Genomic DNA, 18386 nt, shown 5'->3' with positions numbered 1-18386 from the left:
ATGCTTGCTGTCGGCGTAAAACGCGGCGATCGAGAAATGCAACAACGCGCCTGTCTGTTCGCAATGGCCGCAATTCAACGTAATTTGCCAGTCGGGATTGAGAGCGCTGCATTGATAAGGGCGAGCATGGCTCTCGCTCGTACTGCTGACGGCCGCGTCGATGATCTATTTGTAGTGTCCAAAGGTGGTCGGGGGCGCGCCACGCCAGAACGGCAACTTGACGCCTACGCGATTTTGTTTGTTCGAATATTCACGGGGGCAGGCTTGGGGAAGGGGGCCGCCTACAAGCGCGTCGCGACTCTACTCGGGCGTGCTGGTATGACTACCCACGGAGGAGGCCGGCAGGCCGACACTGATCACCACGCTGGGCGAGCACCTACACCTGGCTCGATTCGAAGCCTTTGGGAGGCCTCACGGCACGGTGGCAGACTTGCCCCGCTGGGCGAGCGGGCGGATGAACTACTTCGAGACCTAGTTACGCGCGGGTTTCATTTTGAGACAGTGGCTGATGTTGAGAAATTCATTGGCGAGATGGCATCCAAGGAACCGCTATCAGTTGTGGACTTACTCACTACACCCCCTCGGAGTGAGCCGATAGAATAAGGACACTTCATCCACGCCCACTGGAGGCCATGCCGATGCATGGCAGGGGCAAAGGATGAAGAAATGGATCTACTTAATACCATCCAAGCCGCCCCCCGTATCGGAGTGGCTCCTGGCACACTGGAAAATTGGCGAACTCAAGGGATCGGCCCGAAGTTCATTAAGACCACTTCGGGTCGTCGCGGCAAAGTTCTCTACGATCCCGCCGATATTGAAGCCTGGAAGCAAGCGAACCGCTACGGCAGCACCTCGGAGGTGACCGCCTAGTGCCGGTCGTCACGGCACCGCGCGCCGATAGCGCCGCAAACCGAAAGGGCCGCCCCGGCAAGAGCAGCCCCTTCAAAATCGATCACAACGACGCGATCAAGGATAAGGCAACCGACTGGCGCGCGCAACTGCTGATGCAGCGCCACCATGTTACGTCTCGCATCGGCGATCTGATCCTGGCCCTCCATTTCGGGGAGGTCCGCGATGCCGAATAAGATCAACATGCCTCCGTTCGCCGATCAAAGCGCCGCTGCGCTTGCCCTCCTCAATTTGGGCGAGCGCCAGACCCGCAAGGCTGGTTCCTTCCTCGGCCAGCTTGTCGTTGATCCGACGCCCATGACGCCAGCGCAGGCCGCTTGGCTTGCCACGCTGCTCGAAAGGGCCGGGCTTCCTCCTGTCGCAGGAGACAATCATGAATGATCTGTATGACCGCGAACTGCGGGCGCACGCTGCTGGCGGCTATTCGTCGCCGGGTGCCATCTTTCCCTATACTGCCGGTTTCAAGGGTTCCGCCGAAACTGGCCGCGAGGCTGCGGAGGCGATCAACAAGAAGCTGGGCCGCCTGCAACGCCTCGTCCTCGGCGCGGTGAAAGGCCGGGGACGCTATGGCCTTACGCCGGAGGAGGGCGCGGACATTCTCGACATCGATCGGGTGTCGGTGCAGCCGCGCTTTTCGGAATTGAAGGCCTTGGGGCTGGTGAAGGACAGCGGGCAGCGCCGCGTCAACCCGTCGAGCCGCAAGCGCGCCGTTGTCTGGGTGCTGGCGGGATTTGCCCCCGACAAAGGGGGCGATCTGTGAGCGCCGATCGCACTGGCCGCATTCTCGACGTTCACCACTGGCGCGCAGCACAACAACGGCGCGCCAGCCGTGAAACCGAAATTCTGCGCTCGCTCTACGCGGGCAAGGCCGAACCCAAGCGCCGCTCGCTCGATGATATTTTGGGGCCGGTCCCTGATCCATGGGGAGGTGCGGCATAATGGTGTTGGAGTTTTCCAACGGTGCCGATGGTCGGCACGATGGCCCGCATATGGATGGACTGTCTGCGAGCGATCACTACTCACCTACTGGACCCACGCGGGGCGTGGCTGCACGCGCCTCTATCGACTTCGACCGGCTGCGCTCCGACAATCCGCTATCCGCAGTGATTGGCGCGGTGGTGAAGCTGTGCCGGTCTGGCAATCTTCTGCAAGGCTGCTGTCCGTTCCATGAGGATCGGTCGCCTTCCTTCGTGGTCTATCCTGATCAGCGCTATCACTGCTTCGGCTGTAATGCTGGTGGCGATGTTGTTGACTTCGTGATGGCGTTGCACGGCGTGGGCTATCGTGAAGCCCTCGCCCTTCTTGAAGGGGGGCGACTTCCTACCGCGCCAGCGCGCCAATTTACCAGCAAAGACCGCACGAACAGCGACCGCACGGCGGAAGCGGCGGCGCTCTGGTCCGCAGCCAGCCCGATCGGTGGAACGCCTGCGGAGGTTTATCTGCGGCGGCGCGCCATCATGATCCCGCTGCCCGATAGCCTTCGCTTCGCCCGGCTCCGTTTCATGGGCGGGCATCGGCCTTGCTTGGTTGCGCTGGTGCAGGCCGCGAACGGCGACCCGCAAGCGGTGCATCGCATCTTTTTGGATGAATCGGGAGCCAAGGCCGATCTGCCAGGGGGCAAGGTCAAATTCAGCCTTGGTCCGCTTGGTGGCGGCGCAATCCGGCTGTCGCCTGTTGCGCGTGAAATGGGTCTGTGCGCCAGTGTGGAGGACGGCCTGAGCCTGATCGCGTTGACGGCGCTGCCGGTATGGGCGGTGACCGGCGACACGATGCTGGACAGGTTCGATCTTCCTCCCTCGGTTCGTTCGGTCGTCGTTGGTCATGACGCGGATCGTTCGGGCATCGAAGCGGCGAACCGCGCCGCACAGCGCCACGCGGAGCAAGGTTTGCGGGTTCGCATCCTGCCGCCGGCCAAGCGCGCAAAAGACTTCAATCAGGAATTGCAGGAGGCGCGGCTATGACGGTTGCAAGTGTTACGCCGCTCGACAGGGCTGTGGATTTTAAGGCCCCTCCCTCTCTCGCCGTGATGCCTGACATGGATGTCCTGCGCGGCGGGCGGCGCGTAGCAGTGCCGATGCCGTCCGATATGTTCGGGGACACATGGGGGCTGATGAAAGATTTGGCGGAAGGTGCGGGCGCTCCAGTCGATTACACCGCTGTTGGCTTCATCGCTGCTGTTGCCAGCCTGATCGGTGGCAAACGGAAAGTGCGCCCTTACATCACAAGTTCATGGTCTGAGCCGTGCATCATCTGGGCCGGTGCCGTTGGCGATCCCTCGGCTAACAAGTCACCTGCATTGGACGCCGTGACCGCACATTTGCGGCGGATAGAGGCGGACCATGCCTTTGACCATCAGACGCGGATGCTGGGCTACTATGCCGATTGCGAGCGCGCGAAGGTCGAAAAGCAGGCTTGGCAGAAGAACGTTGAGGCCGCCCATAAGGAAGGCTTAGGCACGCCCTCAATGCCTGCCGTGGCAGTTGAACCAGAGGAGCCACAACGCCGCCGCACGATGATTATGGACGCCACGCCGGAAGCGGTGGGCGCGATCCTGTCTGGCAATCCTGCTGGGACGCTGCATTTCCGCGACGAGCTGGCGGGCTGGCTAACCAGCTTTGATCGCTACTCGCCCGGTGGCCGGGAGTTTTGGCTAGAGGCCTATGGGGGCCGCCCGTTCGTCATTGACCGCAAGGGAAGCAAATCCGCCCTCACGATCCCGTTTAATGGCGTCTCGGTGGTTGGCGGTATCCAGCCTGACAAGATGGCGGCGGCGCTGCTCGACGCGGTAGATGATGGACTGGTCGCCCGCTTCCTTTGGGTCTGGCCTGATCCGGTGCCTCTCCAGCGCCCTCGCCAATTGGCCGACGTGTCGCGGCTTGAAGCGATCTACAGGCGGCTTGATGGCCTGCAATTCGGTCGTGATGAAGCCGGGAACGCAACAGCCATAACCTTTCCGTTGACGCCGGAAGCCTCCGACCTGTTCCATGAATGGCGTTTGAGCAATGGGCTGGGGGTCGAGGACGCGGGCGCGCTCTACAAGTCGTTCTGCGGCAAACTGCCGGGCGCTCTGCTTCGCCTGTCATTGGCCATGGAACTGGTGGCTTGGGCGACACGCGGCGGGGATGAACCGGAAGCCGTCACGGTCCAGACGGTCGCGGCGGTGGCAGAATGGATTGATGAATATGCGAAGCCTATGGCCTTGCGTGTCTATGGGGACGCCTCCTTGCCTCTGGTCGAACGCAACGCTGCGATCCTTGCGCGCTATATCCTCAAGCAGGGCATGGCCAAGGTGAACGCGCGGGAATTGGGGCGGTCCCCCCATAAATCCCGTCTCTCGGCGATGCGCGACGCGGACACACGCGGTGCCGCGATTGAATATCTGTGTGATGCTGGCTGGCTCTCGAATGCTTCCACGCGCGAAGGGGGCGGCAAAGGTCGCGGAACAAGCGACTATCTCGTCAATCCATTGGTATTTGAGGGGCGATAAATGGGGCGCTGGCTTGACCTTGCAAAGGAAATAGATGGGCGGGCGACTGCCGGGCAAGATGGGGCTATTGTCCCTAATGTCCCTATTGTCCTGACCCCCTCGCCTCGCGATCTGTTCCGTTCGTGGGACAAATCGGTCGCCTCGCTCGATCCTGACAAGCCTCTTGGCGGCTATGCGCCCGATCGCTGGCAGCGGATCGTGAGAGATTGCGACCGGCTGATTGCCGACTTTGGCAAGGGTGCTGCATCACTGGGCTGGTCAACGCTGGATCTGTTCGGCTTTCCAGCGGGCGACTGCGACACCACTGGGGGCTTGGCCTGGAGGCTTGATGGTGGCCGGATTATCGCCATGGATGGGCATGTCGCGACATATCGCTGGCCCTTCTCTGACAGGACAAGCCGTTATGCGAAAAGTTATCTGGCGGAGCTGGCATCGCCATTTGTGCCGGTGTGGGAGTTAAGCGAATGACAGCAGCCAATGACGACACGCCAGGCGGGTTTGACCCCGATTTTGGGAAGAAAGGATTTGCACGCCACCTGTTCAGGCTGCGCTTTCGCGATCTGAAACTGACCCAGAGGCAATTCGCGTCTCGTTACGGGCTGGGCTACCCTACGATTCGGGCGCTTGAACAGGGGGAAACGAAGCCGACACCAGCAATACGGCTTATCGTCGCGGCCATAGCCTCGGACCCTCAATGGATGGCTGATATCGCGACGAACATGCACGCTCAATGCCAGTGCGGTCAGGTGGGTGGGATGGGGTGTTGCGTGAGGAAAACACGCGATAAGTGTGGCGCTGCCGATTATCGGTAATTTCCGGAGCCCTACGCGCGCGCGCGCGAGGGAGGACGGCCCGTCATCCTTTGAAAAACAATCAAACGGAATCAAGCCGTGACGGCAAGCGTGAGGGCGGACGGCTTTGAGCGTCACAATTGGCTTGGTCGAGACCTGATAATACAGAGGATTAACTGTGCGCGGCGGTGATCGAAAAGACCCCGGCCACACTGGACCGGAGGTCGGTAATTTTGTCAGGCCTTAACGTGGCGGCGCGCTGAAAAACGATTGGCAGAATAGCCGACTTTCTGCCTCATATGTCACCGCAAACGAATCGGAGGCGTTATGAGCAGCGACAGTCCAGAGAAGATCACACAGGTTGAACCTCAAGACGCTTCTCAAGAAAACTCCCCGAAGGCATCAAAGGGGCAAGGTGAAGAAGGCTCATTCATGGAAGACGCTGGTCATGCTTCATGCAAATGGAACGGCAACGAGTATTCTGATGGGGGTGTCGTGTGCGACTCCCGCCTGAAATATAAATGCTGGAACGGCAAGTGGGTGGAAATTGGCAACTGCTGAACTGAGTATATCAAGACGGAGCGCTCCGATCCATTAGGACCGGAGCGCTTGCTGTTTGGGGGGCTGGACGGGAGGTGGCGCGTTCATAGGTCGCCATGATCACGCCTCCCTCTGCATGAAGGCCCGGATGCGCGCAGCTGTCTTGGACGATGGATCACGGCCCCGGCGCAAGTCATGGATCAAGGCAGGGTCGCCTATGGCCTCCATGCCAAACCGGCGATCTGACATGCCGGTCCTGCGCAAATGCCGTTCAATCTCCAGAAGGATCGGCGCGGTATAAGTGTTGCTCTGTGACGCCCTCCCCCCTTTGGCTACTACCGGGGCAGGCACGGCGATGGAAACGCTGTAGCGCGGCCCTGTCACGTTGTGGCGGTATCTCAGCATGGGAGTGCCTCCCGCGTGGTCGTGGTACTGATATGGGCTGTCACTGCATCGCGCCAGGCCGGGTTCCCGGCAATCTCCTGCTGGATGGCCAGAGGCGCGCGGTCTGCCGGGCTGAATATCCATATCCCTGAACTGGTGTTGGCGTAGCGGCCGCCCGCTGCCACGAAGCGGGCGAGCCATTCCGCTGGATCAAACGGGCGCGTGGCGTGGAACGGGGCCGAAACCCCGTTCCTGTTGCTGAAAATGTCCACGGATCAGACCCTCCTGGCCTTGCGAGGCTTCGGGAAGCGCAGCAATGTCGCCGGAGCAGAGGCAAAGCCATCGACCATCGCCTTGGAGGTAGCGCGCCGTGTGGCCTCGCCAAGCATGAGCGCCTGATTAAGCGACAGGTCGATAACCACGCTATCGGATCCGCTTGGGAAGGTGACACGCATGCGTTCGCCAACTGGATCGACCTGTATGGCGTCGGTGCAGAGTATCAGCATGACACGCCCTCCCCGAGGCCGTCGCAGCGGCGCTGAACACCGCCCAACTCGCGCAGGCGCTCCGTCCAGAATTGCCGCATTGGACCAGCTATTGCGACCTTTATGGGGTCGCCCGACAGGTCGTAGTCGTCTAGCAGCGCCAGCTTTTCGATCGCGTCGATATAGCCGGGTGAACGCACCACCTTGTCAGGTGGAAACATGATGATCTCGGCCATGGCTCAAGCCTCCCCAGGCAGTAACCGAAGGAAGTCCGACCGAATGGTCAGCGCAATATCCTCAACCCAAAGAGCAATCTCCCCATCCAGTTCGAATGTCTGTTCCAGCTTCCAACGCAGTGCCGTTAAATGAGGCGCAGGCATTCGTAGCAACGCCACCTGTGCATCACCTTCCGCCTCCGCCATTATGTCACATTGTTTCACGACGGCATCGAAGCCGCTAACAGCGCGCCATTCCCGATATTCCAACCATCGGGCTTCACCCTTCACCGGATGGTCTTCGCCGAATTTGGCGCGTTGGGCCTCAAGATTTGGTTCATAATATGATCGTTCGTAGGTGGCCAGATCCGCTTTCGACGTGCAGTAACGGGCCATCGCGGCGTCCCATGCGTCGGTGGGTGCGCAGACCATCAACGGCGCGGCGCTGGCGACGTTGGGCATGGCAATCATTGCAGGTAGAATGGCGAGCGCGCGCATTGCGTCGCGCCGCGAAGATGCTACTTCGTGCATAGCTTCAATCCCTGTCACAGAGGGTTGCGGTTAGGCCCGGCTCGCTGTTCCACCAGCTTGTCGGGCCGTCCATTGGAATTTCCCAACAGACAGCTAGAAAATATACGTCTTGCGGGTTGTGTCAAGCGGTATAGCAATATAAATTAGCGGTATGGATATGAACGCTACTCAGTGCCGCATGGCTCGCGCCGCTCTTGGTTGGTCGATTGCTGATCTGGCAAAAGCCTCCGGGGTCCGCGATATGACGGTTTCCAGTTTTGAACGCGGGCGAGACGCCTACGCCTCGACCATCACCAAACTCCGTTTAGCGCTGGAGGATGCCGGGGTCGCATTTTTGGCCGATGGTGAGGCGTCCCTATCGGGTGGGGCTGGGGTGCGCCTAAAGGGCTGACGCTCTCAGCGACTGCGCCGTCTGCGCCTCTGCTCATCCGCCTTCTGATCTGCGAATAGCTGCTCTGCCGCTGCTGGGAATTGCCGGGTCAGGAAGAATGGAATGACGGCTACCACAGCGACCAAAACGATGTTCGGCCACGACTGCCAAGCGGCCCTCCCTGTCACCTCGCCAATGATGGTCATGGGCAGGCCAACCATTAAGACGGCGGCAACCAAGGTCATTCCGACCAAGGCCAGCAACCCAAGGCCGCGCGTCCAACGCCGCCACCAATAGGAAAGTGCTTCGGTGATCCCGTCCATGGTTCCGCTCCTGTCTGCTGGTTGCTTTTGTCACGGTTGCAAAGCCCCCGCAACGGGGCGGGCGAGACATGACACCCTTGGGACAATAGGGACAATAGAGACAATAGGCCTTGATCCAGAGGGGATGCCCAAACTGGACAGACAGGCGAACCTCCATTTTTAAATGGCGCGAAAATGGACACTGGCCCCCGCAATCACATCACTTTTGCGACGATCCACCTGACAGCCTTCCAGAGGCCGATCGCCACGGGCAGAACAACCGCGACCGCCACAACTGCAATTTCCAGTTTGCGCAGCGCCTGACGGATCATCACTCGCAACCAACCCCGTCGCCATCCCGGTCGAGGTGGCGACCATAGCCGGGATCGCCTGCACGGACGGGCGCAGCACCAGCGGCACGGGCAGCGGTGCAGTTCGCGAAGGCTATTTGCCGTTCACTGATGGCGGTCTGCGGCTGACGGGCAGGTGCAGACGGCGCGCGATGGCAATGATAACCGCCATTTTTGCGGTCGTTATGGCAACCTTCGGCGTTCAATCCGCCGCCATGCGCGAAGGCTGCATCAGCAAAACAGCCCCATAGGCCAATGATCCACGCCGGTCGCATTGTGAGACGCTACGCCCCCGATCGGACGGAGTCGAATCTGACCCCACCCGTGTGAAGGGAGAGGCCATGATGGCCATGCCTTAGGGCCAACTCGCGGGCCTGTTGACGCGCGCGGTTCCACGCCGCCACGATCGCGTTGGCTTCGCGGATAATCGCCTCTTCGTCTGTCTCGGCTTCCTTGACTGATACAAGATTAGCGACCGGGGCGGGCTTGAGAGCGCGGCGAATAGTGTCGTCGCTCAAGCCGGTAGCATCTGCTATTTCACGAGCGATGCTTTTGGGTCGGCCACCTTGAGGCCCAGATTTAGGTTTAGCCGCATCTTGCGGCACAACCTCATCGCGGCGCGCCTCCAGCAATTCAGCATATCGCAAGATATAGACCGGCGGCCAGTTGCGTGGCAGGGCCTTCCATGCGACTCTATAGTGTGCGAACCGACATGCAACCGAACGAAGATCCAAGCGGGACGACCCGCGCGTGGCTTTCCGGCCTCGCGGTCGTTATCGCTGTGGTCGTTTCGTTTATCGGCTTTTCCCGGGTCTCGATTGGTTGGACGCTGGTCGTCTCGACCGCAATTTTCCTCGGGCTTATTACGTTCCTATGGGTGGCCGGGGGCGGGAAAAAGGGGTAGCCCGCCCGCAGCTGGCGGCAGCGGCTGGAGAAGCCGCGTTACTCGCCGCGACATCGGGTCAACTATCCATGCCGAACCGTTATAGCGCTCTCTATATTGCACCTCAATTTTCACGACGACGCCCTCCGCGATCTGTAGCGGCAAGGTTTTGCTGTGGATGGCATCGAGGACCGCCTGATCGACCATCAGGGCGCTGAACTCGATGCCGTCACGCGCGAAAGTCCAGCGGCGTTTCTCCGGGGTTAGGGCTGGCTTGATGAGCGTCACATCCCAAACGGCTTTTCGATTTTCGACGCGGTCTTGTTCGGGCTCCGGGTCAGCGTTAAATATCCCGCCGCGCAGCGCGAACTCGTCGCGAGGGACTGTGATTATCGGGACGCGCGTGTTGGACATGACCTGCACACTCAGGAATGCAGGTTCGCTCTGCAAGCCGCCGAATAGCTCAGCCGCTTGGCGCTGAAGTTCTACGGACTCGCGTAAATCGTCCTCCATCCGGTGAAAGACGGCCATTTGGTCCTCCGGGATGCGGGGATCAGGCGAGATGGAGTTAACGACCATCTGGCCGATCGCGGCGCTTGCTATCAAGCCGCCCAATGCCATGGCGGCCTTGCCGACGAGCGGGTATTCTTCAGCGCCCCGCTTCATCCTTTCTCCGGCGTTTTCCATCCGCCGCATCGCCAGCCTGAAAATCTGGCTCCCTTCTTCCACCCCGACTATCTCGACGGCAACCTGCGCCATCGGGTCGATCAATCCAGCGGCGGTGCGAACCGTCTCGACATAGTTGATGATCGCCTCTGCCACGGCCTCGGCTCGAGGATAGAGACCCGGCACGAGATCAAACTTCAGAATATAATCTTCTGGAAGGTCAGTCATTTTCACCCCTGGGGGATATGCTGGCCCAGAAATGCAGCAGAGTCGATAGGCGCTACTGCTTGCTCAGCGGCCTCCCGGTTCGATAGTCCATCAACTGGTCGACCTTGGCGGCGATCGCCTGCCAGGTCTGCACTCCGTCCTAATCCCCGCATGTCGCCAGCTCGGCGATGCGCAAGGCGCAATGCAGCGGGGCCTTGGCCTTGTGCTATTTGATCACCTGCTGGGCGCAGGCCCAGAGTTCCCAATCGGATAGCGGCATGGCGTCAGGCCTCGTCGCGAATGATAGCGAATCGAACGTCACAACAACGATTCGCATATGATTTTAATCCTGCACACGATCTCCTGGGAACGAAATTGACTATCTCTTGTAGCCCAAAAGTGGTATCTAGATACCCGTTAAGGAGGCTATTATGCGCGGTCATGTTCACAATGCGGCTGTCCGGTTCCGGGTCAGCGATGCCCTGCTGGCAGCGGCTACAGCGAAGGCGAAGCAGGAGGGGATGAGCCTGTCCGAGCTTTTGCGTCATGCGGTGCGTCGGGAAGTGCGAGACGCTGCATGACGCCCGGCATTGACCCCAACGCTGCGCTTGGCGGCGAAATGGCCAGCTATATCACTGCGGGCGCGACCGGCGACATATCTGCCCAGCGGCTTCTACGGGATAGCTGCCTGCGCGAAATGCACGAAAAGGCGTGCGCCGGTTCGTTTGCCGAGGCGCACGCCCATTCTCTGGAAGCCATGTTCTGGGGGCGGCTGGCCGCCAGCCACGGGAATGACGATGATGCCGTCATTCTCACCTCCGCGCTGGCCTATCTGGCCGAATATTGGGGTTGCCATCGGGAGGGCGAAACGCACGGCAATGACATGCTGAGCGAAGCGTTCTCAATCCTCGATCGTCTCGCTTCGAACGGGAATGAGGAAGTGGCGAACGCCTTGAACCAACTGGCTGAACAGGTTCCTCCTCGCATTCTCAGGCAGGCGCGTGACATAACGGAGATGGTCGATGCTGGGCGCTAATTCTAACCGCCGCAAATTCTTCGCGCCGCCCCCCTATTATGGCACGCCTGGCATTGGCGACGATCTGCCCGGCGCAAAGCCGATCGGGGGCATGGAAGCTCCGGCATATCTGGCCGGTTCGGTTCCTCCCGGTCCTGCCCGCATGGCGTTTCGCGGCGCGCCTCCCGCGCGGCCTGCCAACGGCACAACGGAAACTCCCGCGCTATCAACGATGCCGCTGGATACTCCCCTGCAAGATGCGGGGCAGGCTCCGCCTATCCCGATGATGCCGAAGCTGGAGCAGCCCAAGGCTGGGTTCTTCGATAGCGATGGCGCGTGGCGTGACGTGCTGGGCGCTCTCGCTGATGGTATGGCAGGCGCGGCAGGCATGCAGCCAACCTACGGCCCAAACAAGAATCGCCAGCGTCAACAGCAAGCGGAATGGGAGCGGCTTGACGCCCAACGCAGACAGGATCGCGCATGGGCGGAGCAGGACCGCGACGCCAAGCTGGCGCAGCCGCAATATTTCATGTCCGGCCGCGATCGTGTGATGTTCGATCCTGTCACGGGTTCCGCGCAGACGATCTATGACGGGCCGGCCGATTTTGAGGAGTATGCCAGCCTGCTTGGGCTTGAGCCTGGCAGCGATGAATACAACGAGGCTGTGCAAGATTTTGTGCTGAGGTCGAATGGCCCCACCGCTCTTGAGGGCCGTCAGGAATTAGAGAACCTTCGGCAAGGTAATCGTGTCTCGCTGGAGGGGGTGCGTCATGGCAACAGGGCGGCGCTGCGCCAGACGCCGACCTATTCCAATCTTCATCCTCGTCCGGCCGCTGGCGGCGGCGGGAGCGGCAACGGGCGTCCACCGCGCACGACGGGCAACGTCTATGCACCGATCCTGTCCAAGGTGGCGGCGGGCAAACCTCTCACGCCCGGCGAGCAGCAGGTGCTATCGCTCTATGGTCGCGGCGCGCGGGCCGGTGGCGCTGCCGCTGGCACGGGTGGAGGCGGCGGGGCGCTTCCCACTGTCCGCACGCCAGCCGAAGCCGCCAAGCTGCCCAAAGGCACGCGGTTTCGCACACCAGACGGTCGCATCAAGGTGGTCAGCTAATGGCGGGGCGTGATCCTTGGGCCGACTTTCCGGACGAGGCTTCTTCTGCCCCTGATCCATGGGCCGCATATCCCGATGCAGGCGGCAGCAAAGCAAAACAACGGGCAGGCATGGCGTTCGCTGGTCCGCCGAAGGTCGCGCCCGGTGCGCCGCTTGTCGCTACCGGCGAAGCGTATGACGGTGATACGTTCCGCCTCAACACAGGCCAGAATGCGCGCCTGCTGGGCGTCGATGCGTTTGAGCTGAAACAGCAAGGTAAATTCGGACGGGATCTGCGACCGATCGGGCAGGATGCACGCGCGGCGCTGCTTCCCTATCTTCGACCTGATGCAACGGTCACTCCAACAGGGCGCAGCACATATGGACGGCCCGTCGCTACGCTGTCCGTGGATGGGCAGGACGCAGGGCGGGGGATACTCGATCAGGGCTATGGACTGGCGACGCCAGAATATCTCCGTGCCGATCCGGAACGCTTCGGCACCTATATGGAGGCTGAGCGGCTGGCGCGGCTGAACCGGCGCGGCGCACACGCGGGCGACTTCCAAAACCCTGCTTCATTTCGGAAGGGCGAGCCTGACCCTTGGGCAGCGCCACAGCCGGGGCGGAAGGGCGAAAGTGTTGCCGTGTTCTTCGATGATCGGACGCCATTCCAAGGGTTGAGGCCTGACATTGCGGCGGGCTATCTGGCCATCACGTCCAATCCGGCCAGCACCGCCGACGACATCAAGGCGTTCGCGGCGAAAAATGGTTTCCAGATTGACGAGAGCGACATTGCCGACTTTCTCGCTGATCGGAGCAAGCCCGGCGTCACGGTCGGCAAGGACGTAATCTATCGCGACCTTCCCCGCGTCCTGACCAATAACGGGGATGGGGCGGTTGGGTCTGCCGTTCGGGGGCTGTCCGATCCGATCAACATGCTCGATGAAATGGGCGGCGTGGTGGATACGGTTGGCCTGACACCGGGCCGCGAAAACATCTGGTCGAGCGATCGGCGCTTTGCGGACATTCTCGGCAACAACATCGGCCAGAACCGCAGTATCCTTGCCTATGATGATCAGGAGCATCCCTATGCCCGTTTCGGTGGTCAACTTGCCAGCGGCATCGCGCTTCCTGGCGCATCCGTGGAAGGCGTCGGACTGGCTGCTGCTCGGCAGGCAATGCGCGCCGGTGGATCGCGGTTCGCCGCAGAGGGGGCAGCAAAGGCCGCTGTTCGCCAGCGCTTGGCGAGTGCCGGGGCAATTGAGGGCGGCCTAGCCGGGTTCGGGCAGGCAGAGGGTGGTATCGTTGACCGCCTCCCATCCGCTGCGCTCGGCGCTGGGGTCGGCGGCGCTCTGGGCTATGGCTCCGGTGCGCTGGCGCAGGAGGTAGGCCCCCTGGCCCGGCAGACGCTGGACCGCATCAGGGGGCGCACGGTTGCGGAAGCGGCGGTGGAGCAGGTGCCCGGCCAGGGGGTTGATCAGGCGTTCAAGATCGCACCACAGCCCGGCGCGCGTTCTGCTGACATGGCGAGCGAAGGGCGGGAGGCAATGCCCTCCATGTCGTCGCCACGCCTCGTGGATCGCATCGACGTGAACAATAGGGCTCGCCCGATGCTCGATCCTGCCAGCGACATGGAGCGTATGCGTCAGGCGGAGCAGGTCCAGCCATCGGACATTCTGCCCTTGCCGTCCAATGTGGTGGCCAGTCAGGACGAAGCGGCGTCAATCAGCGACGGCCTTTATCCGACCGTCAAAGCTCCGAATGAAGCAGCGACCCTTGAAAGCCGCGCGCTACTCCGGGGTGACGATCCGCTGCGTACCCTACCTAAGCGTGGTCCGGCTGATCTGATCACCTTCCTTCGCACCCGTGGCGGCCTTATCGATCATAAGGGTGAATTGCGGTCCCTCGATCTGCGCAACGAAGGGCGCGATCTGGACTTTGCGCGCGGCGAACGGCGCTTCGGCAAGTTGCTGGACGATGAGAACGGCATGACGCTGGATGAAGCCGCCGATCTGGCCTGGCGTTCGGGCTATTTCCCTGATCACGACAGCCGCCCCACGATCCCCGAATTTCTCGATGCTCTGGACGGGTCGAACAGAGGCATCAATCGCACGTTCCGCGTCGAGGACATGGCGGAAGTGGACGCTTTCAATGCTGCGCGTGAGCAGCGTCTTGCGGTCGAGCGCTCACGGGAACAAGGCGCGCCTCTCGCAGAGGATCGCGGGCAGCCTGTCACTCTTGACGATCTGGAGGCCAATCAGCCCCCCGTGCCGGCCTACGAGGAATGGGGCGATCAGGCACCCGACTTTGCGGGCAATATCCGCTTGTCGAATCTGGACAGCCCCCAGTCGATCAAGCGTGCGCTGGTGCAGGCGGAACAGATGACGGGCGGCTTTGACGCTGCGCGCCGGGGTCGCATTACCCAGGCCGAAACGCAGAGCCTTGCCGACGAATTGGGCATGACGCCGGAAAGCCTGCTGTCGCGGCGCAAGGGGCAGGCCTTCAATGCAGAGGAGGCGCTTGCCGCCCGGCAGATACTCGCCAAGTCTGGGAACGAACTGGTGAACATGGCGAGCCGAATCCAGCGCCTGGACGATCCCGGCGAAGAAGCCCTCTCGGCTTTCCGCCAAGCGCTCGTCCGTCACGTCGCCATACAGGAGCAAATCGCAGGGGCGACCGCAGAGGCCGGGCGCACGCTCGCCCAATTCCGCATGGTTGCCGATGGTCGCAATGTGCGGGGCAATGTCCTGAACGCATTGGCGGAAGGCGGCGGCGGGAAAGGGCGGCTCAAGGAAGCTGCCGATCTTATCCTTGAAAACGGGGCAAGCGATCCCGGCACACTGAACCGTGCGGCGCGCGACGCGCTCAAGCCGGGCTGGGGCGACAAGTTCAAAGAGCTTTGGATCAACTCGCTCCTGTCGGGTCCACAAACCCATGTCGTCAACGCGGTGTCGAACACGATGACGGCGCTCGCGCAGATTCCCGAACATGCGATTGCCGCTGGCATTGGTGGCGTCCGCAATGTCGCGGCGCGGGGCAAGGTTGCCGATCGCGTGTTGTTTTCTGAACTGGGCGCACGCTCTGTCGGATTGGTGCAGGGCGTGAAGGATGGCCTTCGGCAGGCCGCGCGCACGCTTAGGACGGGAGAGGCATCTGACTTCGCTAATAAGGTCGATACCGTGCATCAGGACGCAATCGGCGGCATGGCGGGTAAGGTCATCCGCACGCCAACACGATTGCTGTCATCGGCTGATGAACTGTTCAAGGGCATGGCCCGGCGCATGGAACTGAACGGCTTGGCTGTCCGCAAGGCAGCGGCGGAAGGTTTAGGCGGCGACGAGGGCAAGCGTCGCGTTGCGGAACTGGTGAGCAATCCCACTGACGAAATGCTGGAGCAGGCTTTTGACTATGGCCGCTATCTCACCTTCCAGCGACCGCTTGGCAAGGTAGGCACCGCTGCCACGATGCTGAGCAATTCCAGTCCCGCCATGAAGGTGGTTCTTCCATTCGTTCGGACGCCAACCAACTTGTTGAAATTCGCGCTGGAGCGTTCCCCTGCCGCGCCGCTCGTCAAGGAATGGCGGCGTGATTTTCGGGCGGGTGGTGCGAAGCGCGATCTTGCCATGGCGCGCGCTCTGGTCGGGTCGGGTGTCGGCGCACTGGTCGCGCAGATGGCCGCCGACGGTTTGATTACGGGCAACGGCCCTGCGGACGAAAAGGCGCGCGCGCTGCTTCGCGCGGATGGGTGGCAGCCCTATTCGATCAAGGTAGGTGACCGATATGTCAGCTATCAGCGCCTCGATCCGTTCGCCTCTACGCTCGGCGTTGTCGCGGGAATGGTTGAGCTGCAGGATCACATGACGGAAAAGCAGAAGGAGGATATTCCGCTACTGGTCACTGCCTCCGTCATGCAGAATCTTGCGTCCAAAACATGGCTTTCGGGCCTTGGCGATCTGGTGGACGCGGTGAATGATCCGGGTCGTTACGCGAGTGGGTGGATGAAGCGAACGGCGGGATCGCTCGCTGTGCCTGCCGGTGTCGCCCAGATTGCGCGCACAACCGACCCCACGCTTCGTGAAGCGGAAACCGTCCTCGATGCCATCAAACGCCGCGTGCCGGGCGTTTCCCGCTCGCTACCTGAACAAAGGGACGTGTGGGGGCAGGCAGTGACCAGTGAAGGCGGGCTTGGACCTGACATTCTGTCGCCGGTCTGGCTATCGACCCGTAAGGACGATCCGGTTAACAATGCTTTGCTCAATCAGGGTTTGACGGTGCCAGCGTTCCGGCGCGATGGCATGTCATCTGCCGACTATGGCCGGTTTCGTGAAGAGGCTGGCGCGTTGAGCTATAACGGTATTGCCGAAATGCTGGCCGCACCCGATTGGCTGGCCAAGCCACAAGAGGACCGGCAGGACGATATTCGCGGACTGGTGAGCAAAGGCCGCAAATCGGTCAAACGGGGCATGTTCGGCCAGCCTGCCGTGCAGAGTGACCCATGGGCGGCATTTCAAGATGCCAAGTAGGTTGATAGGCCGTTCTAGGGGTGACTATGCGAACCCCCGTCGTCAGCTTGGGAAGCGTTAGCCCCAATCTTGAACTTAAATCTAGTTGGTCGCAAATGCCGGATTACTGGCACTCAATTCAGCCCAGTTTCGGAACCGACACGTTCTTGGTCTTGCGGCGGCTTGGTCCAAAACACGGATTGCTCCAGTGGCGGCGGTTCTATCAAGCCTGCTTTCTTTAACGCTACAGACAGTCTATCCACAGCGCGCGAAAATGCCGAATTTGCTAGGGGAATCGCGCCAAGTTTGCGCCCTCTAATTTCGGCTACATCAAGCGCCAAAACCGCGAGGCTAAGGGGCATATCGGTAAAAGCTTGATCGAATATCGTGGGACCTGGCTTCCCAGACTTCAACTTAAGGACATAGTCGGCCGTGCCGCTCCACCGTGCGTCTGCTAAAGTCTCGCCGTCAAATTGTATTTCGCCGTGCACCATGTTGATGCCAGGATGTCCTTGTTCGTTCCATCCATAGGTAATCGATGGGACTATTTCGCGTGTCCATTCTGCTAACAGGCCGAAAGTCGCAAGAAGGCGATGCTCTCTAGCCTGATGGCTGGCTCGTGTGCATTCCGCTGCCGCGAAGAATGACGATAGCGTTTCAAGTAGCGATTGGCCGCGAAAAAACCATTCTGACCCAAAATGCCTTAATTCGAGATACCCGGAGTCGAGTTTGTCGAGGTTCATGGCGTACCGCTTGCCGCGACCGCCATAGTGCATAAGAAAATTATCTAGATCGATATCGAGAAGTGGGCGCGCGCTTTTGGATTGGAAATACCGAAGCAGTGGCACCCCATAGCTGTGCCGCTGGGGTGAGGCGTATTTTGACGGCAGGCGCTGTGATGATAGCAGAAGGGGCAGCTCATCTGCACCCAGCAGGAGCTTGGGTATATCCAAATGCCTATCATCGTTGCCCGGATCAATATTGATATGCCAGCCAGACGAGAGTGATAGCCAGTTTGGATAGGTATTAATCTCTCCTTCGACCTCGTAAACCCAGTCGGCAATCTGATCGCGAACCTCTGTTGCATCTGGCATCCGGAGTGGAGGGGTGACAAGCTCTACACCAGCGACCAGCCCGTCCGACCAATCGATTGGGTCCAAGTCATATTCTGGATAAACGAAGTAGCCATTATGACGCTGCTTCTTCTGCGCCGCCAGCCATCGCTTACCTGTAAACCCGCTGAGTTGCCGCGCTACAGCCTGGCAATAGTCGGTGCTGGCAACGTCCATCGGATCTTCTGCGAACGCTTCGAATCGAACGTCTCCAAGATCGCCGAGAACTAACTCCAGCTCGAACCCGACGCGCCATGATTCGGAAAATTCCATGCGTGGTAATGTGCGTTGAAGCTCGCTCGGAGACAACTGTGTTAGCCGCCCATGCAAGCTAGGCAAAGTTGCACCGTGATTACCGGGTGATTACTAGGGCCAAATCCAACGCCATTTTTGGCAGTCTCGATCAGGGAAAAAACCACGCATTTCTGCGGTGGTGAGTCCAGCTGGGTTCGAACCAGCGACCTACTGATTAAAAGTCAGTTGCTCTACCGACTGAGCTATGGACCCGTTTAGCGGTGGAGGTCGCCCTAATGGCGGCGATGGCGAT

Annotated in this window: 23 protein-coding genes and 1 tRNA gene; 15 read left to right on the top strand and 9 right to left on the bottom strand. The window is 60.7% G+C overall.

The genetic code is table 11. The features are described from left to right. The first annotated feature begins 642 nt into the window (after positions 1-642). From J2W40_RS10875 to J2W40_RS10835, 10 genes are all read left to right on the top strand, one after another. Positions 643-870 carry a helix-turn-helix transcriptional regulator gene (locus J2W40_RS10875; RefSeq protein ID WP_310224614.1) on the top strand — a complete coding sequence of 76 codons (228 nt, stop codon included), beginning with the start codon at positions 643-645 and terminating at the stop codon, positions 868-870. Further along, complete coding sequence (locus J2W40_RS10870; protein WP_310224612.1) at positions 870-1085, top strand: hypothetical protein; 216 nt, start codon at positions 870-872, stop codon at positions 1083-1085. Before J2W40_RS10875 ends, J2W40_RS10870 begins: the two co-directional genes overlap by 1 nt. Further along, positions 1075-1290 (top strand): hypothetical protein, encoded by a 216-nt coding sequence (locus J2W40_RS10865; RefSeq protein WP_310224610.1) that lies wholly within the window; start codon positions 1075-1077, stop codon positions 1288-1290. The genes J2W40_RS10870 and J2W40_RS10865 overlap by 11 nt, the downstream gene beginning before the upstream one ends. Then, on the top strand, positions 1283-1669 hold the full coding sequence (locus tag J2W40_RS10860; protein WP_310224609.1) for a hypothetical protein: 387 nt from the start codon (positions 1283-1285) through the stop codon (positions 1667-1669). The genes J2W40_RS10865 and J2W40_RS10860 overlap by 8 nt, the downstream gene beginning before the upstream one ends. Further along, entirely contained in the window at positions 1666-1848 is a 183-nt protein-coding gene (locus J2W40_RS10855; protein ID WP_310224608.1) for a hypothetical protein, read from the top strand. The genes J2W40_RS10860 and J2W40_RS10855 overlap by 4 nt, the downstream gene beginning before the upstream one ends. A gap of 104 nt (positions 1849-1952) precedes the next feature. Further along, on the top strand, positions 1953-2870 hold the full coding sequence (locus J2W40_RS10850) for a CHC2 zinc finger domain-containing protein (protein WP_310224606.1): 918 nt from the start codon (positions 1953-1955) through the stop codon (positions 2868-2870). Then, positions 2867-4396: a DUF3987 domain-containing protein gene (locus J2W40_RS10845; RefSeq protein WP_310224604.1), complete on the top strand. Its 1530-nt coding sequence runs from the start codon at positions 2867-2869 to the stop codon at positions 4394-4396. The genes J2W40_RS10850 and J2W40_RS10845 overlap by 4 nt, the downstream gene beginning before the upstream one ends. Beyond that, entirely contained in the window at positions 4397-4864 is a 468-nt protein-coding gene (locus J2W40_RS10840; RefSeq protein WP_310224602.1) for a hypothetical protein, read from the top strand. Continuing rightward, complete coding sequence (locus tag J2W40_RS20580; protein ID WP_409050363.1) at positions 4861-5208, top strand: helix-turn-helix domain-containing protein; 348 nt, start codon at positions 4861-4863, stop codon at positions 5206-5208. The genes J2W40_RS10840 and J2W40_RS20580 overlap by 4 nt, the downstream gene beginning before the upstream one ends. Before the next feature lie 306 nt (positions 5209-5514). After that, positions 5515-5748 (top strand): hypothetical protein, encoded by a 234-nt coding sequence (locus tag J2W40_RS10835; protein ID WP_310224601.1) that lies wholly within the window; start codon positions 5515-5517, stop codon positions 5746-5748. Between the two features lie 377 nt (positions 5749-6125). Here the strand turns inward: J2W40_RS10835 and J2W40_RS10830 are convergent, their stop codons facing one another. The 4 genes from J2W40_RS10830 to J2W40_RS10815 are packed head-to-tail and all read right to left on the bottom strand — an operon-like array spanning position 6126 to position 7309. Next, positions 6126-6383 carry a hypothetical protein gene (locus J2W40_RS10830; protein ID WP_310224599.1) on the bottom strand — a complete coding sequence of 86 codons (258 nt, stop codon included), beginning with the start codon at positions 6381-6383 and terminating at the stop codon, positions 6126-6128. 3 nt (positions 6384-6386) lie between these two features. Further along, entirely contained in the window at positions 6387-6617 is a 231-nt protein-coding gene (locus tag J2W40_RS10825; protein WP_310224597.1) for a hypothetical protein, read from the bottom strand. Beyond that, positions 6611-6832: a hypothetical protein gene (locus J2W40_RS10820; protein ID WP_310224595.1), complete on the bottom strand. Its 222-nt coding sequence runs from the start codon at positions 6830-6832 to the stop codon at positions 6611-6613. The genes J2W40_RS10825 and J2W40_RS10820 overlap by 7 nt, the downstream gene beginning before the upstream one ends. 3 nt (positions 6833-6835) lie before the next feature. Beyond that, positions 6836-7309 (bottom strand): hypothetical protein, encoded by a 474-nt coding sequence (locus J2W40_RS10815; RefSeq protein ID WP_310224593.1) that lies wholly within the window; start codon positions 7307-7309, stop codon positions 6836-6838. Positions 7310-7520: 211 nt separating this feature from the next. Here J2W40_RS10815 and J2W40_RS10810 point away from each other — a divergent pair, with 211 nt between their 5' ends. Next, complete coding sequence (locus J2W40_RS10810) at positions 7521-7733, top strand: helix-turn-helix domain-containing protein (RefSeq protein WP_310224591.1); 213 nt, start codon at positions 7521-7523, stop codon at positions 7731-7733. A gap of 5 nt (positions 7734-7738) precedes the next feature. Here J2W40_RS10810 and J2W40_RS10805 read toward each other — a convergent pair whose 3' ends face one another. From J2W40_RS10805 to J2W40_RS10795, 3 genes are all read right to left on the bottom strand, one after another. Beyond that, positions 7739-8035, bottom strand: a complete 297-nt coding sequence (locus J2W40_RS10805; protein WP_310224589.1) for a hypothetical protein — start codon at positions 8033-8035, stop codon at positions 7739-7741. Between the two features lie 310 nt (positions 8036-8345). Then, positions 8346-8639, bottom strand: a complete 294-nt coding sequence (locus J2W40_RS10800) for an excalibur calcium-binding domain-containing protein (RefSeq protein WP_310224587.1) — start codon at positions 8637-8639, stop codon at positions 8346-8348. Positions 8640-9235: 596 nt separating this feature from the next. Beyond that, positions 9236-10141, bottom strand: coding sequence for a hypothetical protein (locus J2W40_RS10795; RefSeq protein WP_310224585.1), 906 nt, complete (start codon positions 10139-10141; stop codon positions 9236-9238). Between the two features lie 410 nt (positions 10142-10551). Here J2W40_RS10795 and J2W40_RS10790 point away from each other — a divergent pair, with 410 nt between their 5' ends. The 4 genes from J2W40_RS10790 (at position 10552) to J2W40_RS10775 (ending at position 16748) form a co-directional block, all read left to right on the top strand. After that, complete coding sequence (locus J2W40_RS10790; protein WP_017182094.1) at positions 10552-10701, top strand: ribbon-helix-helix protein, CopG family; 150 nt, start codon at positions 10552-10554, stop codon at positions 10699-10701. Then, positions 10698-11156, top strand: coding sequence for a hypothetical protein (locus J2W40_RS10785; RefSeq protein ID WP_310224583.1), 459 nt, complete (start codon positions 10698-10700; stop codon positions 11154-11156). Before J2W40_RS10790 ends, J2W40_RS10785 begins: the two co-directional genes overlap by 4 nt. A 211-nt stretch (positions 11157-11367) precedes the next feature. Beyond that, the gene (locus J2W40_RS10780; RefSeq protein WP_310224581.1) at positions 11368-12246 is read left to right on the top strand and encodes a hypothetical protein; all 879 of its coding nucleotides are present in this window, start codon (positions 11368-11370) and stop codon (positions 12244-12246) included. Positions 12247-12356: 110 nt separating this feature from the next. Next, complete coding sequence (locus J2W40_RS10775) at positions 12357-16748, top strand: thermonuclease family protein (protein WP_310224579.1); 4392 nt, start codon at positions 12357-12359, stop codon at positions 16746-16748. Between the two features lie 113 nt (positions 16749-16861). Here J2W40_RS10775 and J2W40_RS10770 read toward each other — a convergent pair whose 3' ends face one another. Together J2W40_RS10770 and J2W40_RS10765 are read right to left on the bottom strand one after the other, a co-directional pair. Continuing rightward, entirely contained in the window at positions 16862-18112 is a 1251-nt protein-coding gene (locus J2W40_RS10770) for a hypothetical protein (protein WP_310224578.1), read from the bottom strand. 158 nt (positions 18113-18270) lie between these two features. Continuing rightward, positions 18271-18346, bottom strand: a tRNA-Lys gene (locus tag J2W40_RS10765). Between the last annotated feature and the right edge of the window lie 40 nt (positions 18347-18386).

This window comes from Sphingobium xenophagum (assembly GCF_031457465.1).
GTDB lineage: Bacteria > Pseudomonadota > Alphaproteobacteria > Sphingomonadales > Sphingomonadaceae > Sphingobium > Sphingobium xenophagum_A.
Note: the sequence above shows the minus strand (reverse complement) of the source record. Positions and strands in the feature narration are given on the sequence as shown.

Bases quoted from the DNA above. Each gene is read 5' to 3' on its own strand.
- J2W40_RS10860 (WP_310224609.1), top strand. From the start codon at position 1,283: ATGAATGATCTGTATGACCGCGAACTGCGGGCGCACGCTGCTGGCGGC.
- J2W40_RS10780 (WP_310224581.1), top strand. From the start codon at position 11,368: ATGCCGCTGGATACTCCCCTGCAAGATGCGGGGCAGGCTCCGCCTATC.
- J2W40_RS10790 (WP_017182094.1), top strand. From the start codon at position 10,552: ATGCGCGGTCATGTTCACAATGCGGCTGTCCGGTTCCGGGTCAGCGAT.
- J2W40_RS10845 (WP_310224604.1), top strand. From the start codon at position 2,867: ATGACGGTTGCAAGTGTTACGCCGCTCGACAGGGCTGTGGATTTTAAG.
- J2W40_RS10840 (WP_310224602.1), top strand. From the start codon at position 4,397: ATGGGGCGCTGGCTTGACCTTGCAAAGGAAATAGATGGGCGGGCGACT.
- J2W40_RS10835 (WP_310224601.1), top strand. From the start codon at position 5,515: ATGAGCAGCGACAGTCCAGAGAAGATCACACAGGTTGAACCTCAAGAC.
- J2W40_RS10795 (WP_310224585.1), bottom strand. From the start codon at position 10,141: ATGACTGACCTTCCAGAAGATTATATTCTGAAGTTTGATCTCGTGCCG.
- J2W40_RS10865 (WP_310224610.1), top strand. From the start codon at position 1,075: ATGCCGAATAAGATCAACATGCCTCCGTTCGCCGATCAAAGCGCCGCT.
- J2W40_RS10875 (WP_310224614.1), top strand. From the start codon at position 643: ATGGCAGGGGCAAAGGATGAAGAAATGGATCTACTTAATACCATCCAA.
- J2W40_RS10770 (WP_310224578.1), bottom strand. From the start codon at position 18,112: ATGGAATTTTCCGAATCATGGCGCGTCGGGTTCGAGCTGGAGTTAGTT.
- J2W40_RS10785 (WP_310224583.1), top strand. From the start codon at position 10,698: ATGACGCCCGGCATTGACCCCAACGCTGCGCTTGGCGGCGAAATGGCC.
- J2W40_RS10820 (WP_310224595.1), bottom strand. From the start codon at position 6,832: ATGGCCGAGATCATCATGTTTCCACCTGACAAGGTGGTGCGTTCACCC.
- J2W40_RS20580 (WP_409050363.1), top strand. From the start codon at position 4,861: ATGACAGCAGCCAATGACGACACGCCAGGCGGGTTTGACCCCGATTTT.
- J2W40_RS10800 (WP_310224587.1), bottom strand. From the start codon at position 8,639: ATGCGACCGGCGTGGATCATTGGCCTATGGGGCTGTTTTGCTGATGCA.
- J2W40_RS10805 (WP_310224589.1), bottom strand. From the start codon at position 8,035: ATGGACGGGATCACCGAAGCACTTTCCTATTGGTGGCGGCGTTGGACG.
- J2W40_RS10775 (WP_310224579.1), top strand. From the start codon at position 12,357: ATGGCGTTCGCTGGTCCGCCGAAGGTCGCGCCCGGTGCGCCGCTTGTC.
- J2W40_RS10825 (WP_310224597.1), bottom strand. From the start codon at position 6,617: ATGCTGATACTCTGCACCGACGCCATACAGGTCGATCCAGTTGGCGAA.
- J2W40_RS10815 (WP_310224593.1), bottom strand. From the start codon at position 7,309: ATGCGCGCGCTCGCCATTCTACCTGCAATGATTGCCATGCCCAACGTC.
- J2W40_RS10810 (WP_310224591.1), top strand. From the start codon at position 7,521: ATGGCTCGCGCCGCTCTTGGTTGGTCGATTGCTGATCTGGCAAAAGCC.